We start from the raw sequence: 7,677 nt of genomic DNA on the forward strand, positions 1-7,677 counted from the left end.
CTCGTCCGTTGCGCTCCACGGCCCATCACCCGATCGGTGGCCAACTCGAAGAAGCTCACTGCCCGACTACCACTGCGCCACCGCCGGCGACTGCCCCGCCACGACTACCGCCGCCGCTACCGCTTCTCGAACGCCACGGGAACGGCCTGCCGCAACCGGGCGCACCGGGGACACCGGATCAACCGCCCCGGCCCGATCCTGTCGGCCCCGAGCTGCTGCATCGGAAACGACGAGGTAGTGAAAACGTGCCCTTCGGCACAGCGGACGACGGTGCGCTCCATCGACTCCATCAAGTCCCTTCCCCAACCGCATATGGACGAGAACGCCACATTAGGGGATGAACAGGACGCCACTCCACGCGGCACTCCGACCACCCACGCTACGCCCCCAACTCCCGCCCATCACACCCCCGGTACACACATCACCCTGCCCCGGGCACACAACAGGAAGGCCCCACGGCGCATCCACCGGGGGCCTGACATGGGGTACAGTGTGGAACGATGCAGAGCCGGTGATCGGCATGCTTCGCGGGTGTAGTTTAATGGTAGAACATGAGCTTCCCAAGCTCAGAGCGCGAGTTCGATTCTCGTCACCCGCTCTTTGATGAAGGCCCTGGTCAGCGACCGGGGCCTTTTCTGTTGTCCGGGCCCGCCTACGCGCCCCTCCCGGACCGGAGGTGAGCGAGCGCCTGCGCGACCGGCAAGTCGTACCGGTCCTTGTCCTGCTCCCAGAAAGCGAGTACCCGAGCCGTGGCCTCGGCCATGTCCGCGGGCAGGTCGGCTGTGCGGAGGGTGTCGGCGACCTCTTCCATCTCAGGTGCCCAGCGCCAGGCTCGGGCTGCCACGCTCGGCAGATACTCCGGATCGGAGAGGATCGCGGAGATCATGATCTCGGCTTCGGCCGTGAGCTGATCACCAACTCCATGGGCGTCGGCGAGCGCGTGAGCGATGCCGGCGAGGGTACGAGCGGCCTTCTGGTAGCCGGCGAAAGCCATCTTCAGCGCGGAAGCGGGACCGAGTGTGTCCCCGACCCGGCACACGTGCAGCGCAGAGTCCGTGAACAGCGATGCCACCAGTTCGACGGGAGAGTCGGCCCCTGCGAGATAGAGCCGTGTGGCACGCCCCTCGCCTGGCGGCTGACCGAAAACGGCACCATCGACAACTGCGGAGCCGGGGCGGATCTCGTCAGCGATGCGCCGTACGCGTTGAGGGCTGATGGCGTTGACATCGGCGTACACCCCCGCGAAGCCGTGCGCGGCCACCGCCGCCGCAACGTCCTCCGCCGCCTGTGGTGGGCACACCGAGAGAACGACCGCGCTTCTGGACAGCGCCTCCGCGAGCGAGTCGTACGCCGTGGCCCCGGCTTCCCTCCCGCGTAGCCAGGTGTCCTCACTGCGGCCCTTGGTCACCGACAGCACCTCATGGCCGCCGGCCACGAGCTCGGCGGTGATCGCCGCGCCCATGGTTCCAGGGTGGAGGACGGTCACGGTGATCACTGGCTGCCTCCGGCGGTGTGCGACGTGGGGCGTTTCTCCTTCCCCATGATCCGCTGTCGCTCGGCACCAGCGGCCGCAGGATCACTACCTGATGGCCGTCAGAGCACTGCTGGAGGACAGAAATGCCCCCGGCCTCGGCCAGGCCGTTCAGGGCGAGACTGCGGTACACGGCCCGTCGCCCCACTGTCCTGGCAGCTCGTCTCACGCTGAGGCCACGTCATGGGTACCGTGCAGGAGACGAACTCTGTACGGACAGGCCGGCGGTTGCGCCGGATCGTCCGGCGGCTGGGAGGTGTCCTGATGCTGGAAGAAGCCGAGGAGATCGGCAAGCGCGCTCGCAGGGCGCGGCTGCGACTGGGCATGCCGCAGGCCGACCTGGCGACGGCCCTCGGGAAGTCCCAGGGCTGGGTGTCGAAGATGGAGCGTGGCCTGATCGAGCTGGACCGGGTCGGCCTGCTCAACCAGGTGGCCGCAGAGCTGCACGTCCATCCGAACGACCTGATCGGACGCCCGTACAGCAGCTCCCCCGACGACAGCCAGTGGCAGATCGCCGCCTCGTCGATTCTGCGCGAGCTGCGTCGCTACGACCTCGTTCCCGTCTTCGACGGGGATCCCCGACCGGCGTCACAGCTATGGCGTGAGGTGACCCGGCTGCACCGCCTGCGGGACACCGCCTCCAACGTCGCGATTCTCCGAGTTCTCCCGGACCTGTTCCGGGAAGCGCGCGCCCTGGCAGAGGACTCGGACGGGCACGAGCGGGAAGAGGCGTACGCCATTTACGCCGTGTGCTGCAAGTTCGCGCACACCGCCGCGCACGCCCTCGGGCACCCGGAGCTTGTGGCCATGGCGTGCGAACGGGCCGCGTGGTCTGCCAGGTTGTCGGGAGACCCGGTGCTGCCTGCCGTCGCCGACTGGATGCGCGTCTGGGACATGTGGGCGACGGCTGACTGGGCCGACGCTCTGACTCTCTCGGACAAGGCGATCGCCTCAGTGCAACAGCCGTACGAGCACGGTGATCCGCTGGCCGTACGGGCTTGGGGCACGCTTCAGCTTCGAGCAGCCATCTCCGCTGCTCGGGCCAACCGCCCATCGGAAGCGGAGGACCGGATCGGACACGCGAAGGACGCGGCGGAACGCATGGACGCGTACGTCGGCGCACCGGTGTACGACCGCCATTCGCTGACGTTCTCCGCCGGGAACGTGCAGATCCACGCGATCAGCGTGGCCCTGGAAATGGGCAAGCAGGGCAAGGCGCTGGAGATAAACCGCCGCACCAGCCCGAGCCTGGTCGGGGCGCTGCCCAACTCACGTCAGGGACACCACCACATGGACGTGGCGCGGGCCTGGCTGTGGGACGGAAACCGGGCAAAGGCCCTCACCGAGTTGGAGACGGCTGAGCGGATCGCTCCGCAGCTCGTACGGAACCACCCCATCGCCCGTTCAACGCTCCGCAGCATCGTCTACGCGGAACGAGCAGCCACGAGGGAGAAGCTGCGGCACATGTCCGACCGCTTTCACCTGGACGGATAGGGGCCGTATTCCTCCGGCTCATATTCGAGGTTCGTCCTGTCCCTAACTTCGGGGCATGACGCGACGACGTTCTTCTCATCTTCCTTCGCAGGGAACCGAGTTAGGCACGGCGGCACCTTTCCGTCCACTGCTCGGCGACCTCGCCACGGACAGCGCTCGCGATGGCCGTGTGGGTGTCGTAGTCGCTTTCCCTGGTGAGGGCTCTGCTACGACGTACCACCTGCGTCCGCCTGGGGGCGGGGCCCCCTGGTCCGCGCCCGCCGACGGAACGACGCTCAGTCCCGTGCCGGTGAGGGCCACCCACGCCACGCTCTCGGCCGGACGGGACGCGGTGTACGACCCGAGGGCCCGACAGGGATCGGTTCCCATCGAGTTCCACCTGGATGACGGCTCGACCGTCGATGGCGCGCTCATCCTCACCTCTGCCGAGGTGGAGTGGCTGCACCAGCAGACCAGCCGCCTCGTCGACGCACACGAACGCGCCCTCGGCGGCACCCCGTGACCGAGCCTCGGCGACGCCACGCCCGAAAGGCCGCGCCGCGCTCCGTACGCCCCGAAGGCGGAGGCATCGCGCTCACGCTTCTGGCCGTCGCCGGCCTGGTGGGACCGGCCTGGGCACTGCGTGAGCAGGCCGCCCCGCTCCTCAACGGCCTCGGTCACCAGACCGCCGCCGTCTCGGCGGACGCGAGCCCGCTCTCCGACCGCTGACTCCGCTCCGCTGTCCGGGACGTTCACCCGACCTTCCCGGCCAACGGAGCCTGCCATGCACCCAGAACATCCAGGCGTAATTCTCCAGGGAGAGATCGTGGACATCCCGTACATCGTCATCGACCAGCTCACCCCCGACCAACAGCAGGTCTGGAAGACCTACTTCGGCGACGCCGACCGACCCCGCTACATCGAGGAAGGCATCTGGCGTCGTACGCAGGAGAAGGCCACGGCCGAACAGAGCGGCTGGACGGCCGCCGACGACGCCCGGCGGCGGATCATCCACTACCGCTACCGGTACGGCCTGGTCCCCACCACCGCCGCGCCGGCCATCGGCCTGACCGACCTGTACCTCTACCACTCCGCTACCGCTCCAGCGGATGAGATCGACGCGCACCACGACGCCCTGTGGGACTCGCTCGCCACCGGCGGCTGGAAGGAGGCTCCTGGCGGATTCTTATGGACACGCCGGGATCTGAAGTGCCGGATCACCGAGCACGACGCCCACCCCCAGGATGCGGCGGCGGGCCGTACCCTCCCCGTCGGCTACCGGAGCCTGGACGTGCAGATCGCCTCGGTGTCCTACGCACCACCGCCCGCTGTCCGGCAGCTGCCGTGGAACGTCCTCTCCACCGGGATCAGGTGCAAGGACCGCCCCGGTACGCCGACCCGCGTCCCGGACCTGTCCGTCCTCGCGGACCTCCTGCCCTTCCAGGTGGAGATTGGCTGCGGTACGTCGGTAGAGGCGGGTATCCCGCCCCTGCACCGACTCCACGAGATCTACCGGGTCACCGACCGCCAGGGCCACGAGCCTCGGGAACACCGCTTCACCCTCTCCCCGACAGCGGACACGCTCCTCCACGAGGTGCTGACGGAGCCGGAGGAGAAGACGGCGGAGTTCGTGGAGATGTTCCGCGCCTGCTTCCTGGCCGAACCGACTCCGGCGATGTGGGCGCTGAAGAAACTGAAGGACGCCGGTCACCTCGTCGGCCCGGTCATCACCAACAACTTCGACGTGCTCGCGGCGCGCGCCGGGCTCGACGAGTGCTTCATGCGCCGCTACGACCAGGCCGTACCCGACGTCGAGTGGGTGGACGGCGCCAAGGCCCTCCTCGTCGTCGGCCTGCACGCCGACCGACGCAAGGTCCAGGCACGCGCCCGCGCTCGGGGCATGCAGATCGTCTACCTGGACCCGGAGGGCTTCTGGCGCGACGGCCAGTTCATGCCGTACCCGCTGGAAGGCCCCCAGGACGGCGACCTGGTGTGCCGGGCGACCGCCGCCGAGGCCCTGCCCGCCCTCGTCAACCTGCGCAGACAGCACGCTGGTTGATCCACCTGCACGAAGAGGGCCGCGCCGGGCGTTGGCGCTAGCGTGACGCACCCGGCCGGCCCGGACTCCCCTGGGCGGGCGAGGGATAAGGAAAGGAGCGTCGACCCATGCGCGTATCCGTCATCGGCTGTGGTCATCTGGGCATCCCCCACGTCGCTGCCATGGCCGAGATCGGCCACGAGGTCATCGGCGTGGACCTGGACCAGGCGAAGATCGACCGCCTCAACGCCGGCGAGTGCCCCATCTATGAGGACGGCCTGCCCGAACTCCTCAGCACCCACACCGCCTCTGGACGCCTTCGGTTCACCACCAGCCTCGCGGAGGCAGCCGAGTTCGCCGACATCCACTTCCTCGCCGTGGGCACGCCGATCGACGCGGACGGACGGAGCTACGACACCGGACAGGTCTTCGGCGCCGCCCGCGCCCTCGCCCCGCACCTGACCCGCCCCACGGTCGTCATCGGCAAGTCCACGGTCACCGTCGGCACCTCCCGCGACCTCGGTGCTCTCCTCGCCCGGCTCTCCCCGGCAGGTGAGGACGTGGAGGTCGTCTGGAACCCCGAGTTCCTGCGCGAGGGCCACGCCATCGACGACACCCTGCGCCCCGACCGCATCGTCGTGGGCGTGCCCTCGCCGCGCGCCGAGGACGCGGTACGCCAGGTCTACGCACCCCTCCTGACAAACGGCATCCCGCTGTTCGTGACCGACCCCGCCACCGCCGAACTCATCAAGGGTGCCGCCAACGCCTACCTCGGCATGAAGATCTCCTTCATCAACGGCGTCGCCGACATGTGCACCGCCGCCGGAGCCGACGTCCAGCAGCTCACCGAGGCCATCGGCCTGGACCCCCGCATCGGCCGCGGTGGCCTGAACGCCGGCCCCGGCTACGGCGGCGGCTGCCTCCCGAAGGACGTCCGCGCCTTCACCGCCTCCGCCCGCACCCTGGGCGCCGCCGAGGCAGCGACCATGCTGCGCGCGGCGGAGGAGGTCAACGAATCCCGACCCAACGCCGCGCTGAGGCTCATCGAGCAGACGCTCGGCCGCCCCGTCGACGGCGTACGCATCACGGTCTGGGGCGCTTCCTTCAAGGCCGGTACCGACGACGTCCGCGAATCCCCGGCCCTGGCGATCGCCGCACTGATGCACCAGCGCGGCGCGACCGTCACCGTCCACGACCCGCACGCCGTGCCCACAGCATTGCACCGCCACCCCGAACTCGACTACTGCGAAACCCTCGAAGACTCCGTCGAGGCGGCGGAGCTGATCGTCCTGGCCACCGAATGGCCCCACTTCCGCGAGGCCGACCCCAAGGCACTCGCCCCACTGGTCGCTGACCAGGTCCTCGTCGACCTCCGCAACCTCATCGACGCCGATGCCTGGCGCATGGCCGGATGGACCGTACGCCAACTCGGACGCCCCGCACAGGAATAACCGAACCCATCGACCGGAGGTCCGACGTCGACGCCCTGTGGGACGACATCGAGAAGCTCTCTGCCGTCTGCCGAGCGGCCAGCGCCCATCTCCCCGACGAGGAGCTGAAAGCCCTTCAGGTCGGCAAGGTCGCCGAGGAAGCCGGCGAGGCCATGCACGCCCTCCACGGCCTGAAGGGCCTCACCACCTGCGGCGACGACCACACCTGGTCCGAGGTCCAGAACGACCTGGTCGGCGCCGTCATCGCAGCCCTCCTGGCGATGCACTACATCGACCCCACGGGCGCCCGCGCCACCTTCGACGAAGTTCTCCACCACCGCGCACGTAGGGGCCGTGAGGCCGCCACATCTGTCTGACAATCTCCGGTCCCGCCGTCGGCCGCTCCCACCAGGTGCGGTCGACGGCCATGTTCGGGCACGACCCACGCAGTGCCTGACTTCAGCGTGGTAGATCTTCCCTACTTCATCAAGGAACCCGGCTTTGGTTGCGCCCACGCTCCTGCCTCCGGCCCGCTCGGCGCTGCCGCCGACGACGCGCGCCCACGAGAGATAGGTCCGGAGGGCATGAGACGAGAACCAAGCCCGCGGCTTCAAGATGATGCCTCCGGCGGGGCGCACAGACTCCGGGATGGGAGGGGCGCCGTACGCGAGTGCCAGCGGATTCGTGGTGAGCGTTGTGGGCTCCCATCCCGACCACCTTCGGCCCAGGCAGAGCCGAGCAGTCGCGGCCCAGAGCGTCAGAGCTCCGGCGCTGCGGGCTGGACATCGCCCTTAAGCGAGTGCTCGACCTCCAAGGCGTCACGTGCAAACCTGAGAACAAACGAACTGGCACATCGTCGTCCGTGAAGACAAATAGGGACGCCCGAACCGACCCAAATTACTACAGGGTGAGCTTCCACAAAATCCTGGCTGCACAGGAAGCACCGTCGATCCGCCGAAGGATAGAGATGGGCGTCGGGGGTTACCACCGACATTCTTGTCCTCTCAGTTCAGATGTTGCCGACATGAAGCTTTGGCCACCTTTTGCTATGTAGAGCGACGCTTCTTTCTAGCCACCTCGCGCTTGATATAAAATGTCAACAGGGTGAGCAAACCGAAATGAGAAATCAGAACACTAGAAACCACTAAGAGGATGTCTCACGTGGTGCTGGGTGGTGCGGCATGATGCTGCACCGTGAGGGTTGA

General features: G+C 68.2%; 7 protein-coding genes and 1 tRNA gene. 7 read left to right on the plus strand and 1 reads right to left on the minus strand.

The window, feature by feature from the left end; translation table 11 throughout:
- Window positions 1–527 precede the first annotated feature (527 nt).
- Window positions 528–598, plus strand: a tRNA-Gly gene (locus tag IE145_RS32890).
- 54 nt (window positions 599–652) lie between these two features.
- On the opposite strand, the gene IE145_RS32895 is transcribed toward IE145_RS32890, so the two are convergent.
- On the minus strand, window positions 653–1,495 hold the full coding sequence (locus IE145_RS32895) for an NAD(P)-dependent oxidoreductase (RefSeq protein ID WP_189529083.1): 843 nt from the start codon (window positions 1,493–1,495) through the stop codon (window positions 653–655).
- A gap of 300 nt (window positions 1,496–1,795) precedes the next feature.
- On the opposite strand from IE145_RS32895, the gene IE145_RS32900 reads away from it, so the two are divergent.
- From IE145_RS32900 to IE145_RS32925, 6 genes are all read left to right on the plus strand, one after another.
- The gene (locus tag IE145_RS32900; RefSeq protein WP_189529084.1) at window positions 1,796–3,025 is read left to right on the plus strand and encodes a helix-turn-helix domain-containing protein; all 1,230 of its coding nucleotides are present in this window, start codon (window positions 1,796–1,798) and stop codon (window positions 3,023–3,025) included.
- 283 nt (window positions 3,026–3,308) lie between these two features.
- A complete protein-coding gene (locus IE145_RS32905) occupies window positions 3,309–3,527 on the plus strand; it encodes a hypothetical protein (protein WP_097981590.1) in 219 nt (72 codons plus the stop codon).
- On the plus strand, window positions 3,524–3,733 hold the full coding sequence (locus IE145_RS32910; protein ID WP_229826021.1) for a hypothetical protein: 210 nt from the start codon (window positions 3,524–3,526) through the stop codon (window positions 3,731–3,733). The genes IE145_RS32905 and IE145_RS32910 overlap by 4 nt, the downstream gene beginning before the upstream one ends.
- Window positions 3,734–3,830: 97 nt before the next feature.
- Window positions 3,831–5,063, plus strand: a complete 1,233-nt coding sequence (locus tag IE145_RS32915; protein WP_189529086.1) for an SIR2 family protein — start codon at window positions 3,831–3,833, stop codon at window positions 5,061–5,063.
- 107 nt (window positions 5,064–5,170) lie between these two features.
- On the plus strand, window positions 5,171–6,493 hold the full coding sequence (locus tag IE145_RS32920; protein ID WP_189529087.1) for a UDP-glucose dehydrogenase family protein: 1,323 nt from the start codon (window positions 5,171–5,173) through the stop codon (window positions 6,491–6,493).
- On the plus strand, window positions 6,454–6,849 hold the full coding sequence (locus IE145_RS32925) for a MazG-like family protein (RefSeq protein WP_229826022.1): 396 nt from the start codon (window positions 6,454–6,456) through the stop codon (window positions 6,847–6,849). Before IE145_RS32920 ends, IE145_RS32925 begins: the two co-directional genes overlap by 40 nt.
- Window positions 6,850–7,677: the final 828 nt, after the last annotated feature.

The organism is Streptomyces sindenensis, assembly GCF_014649035.1.
Taxonomy (GTDB): Bacteria; Actinomycetota; Actinomycetes; order Streptomycetales; family Streptomycetaceae; genus Streptomyces; species Streptomyces sindenensis.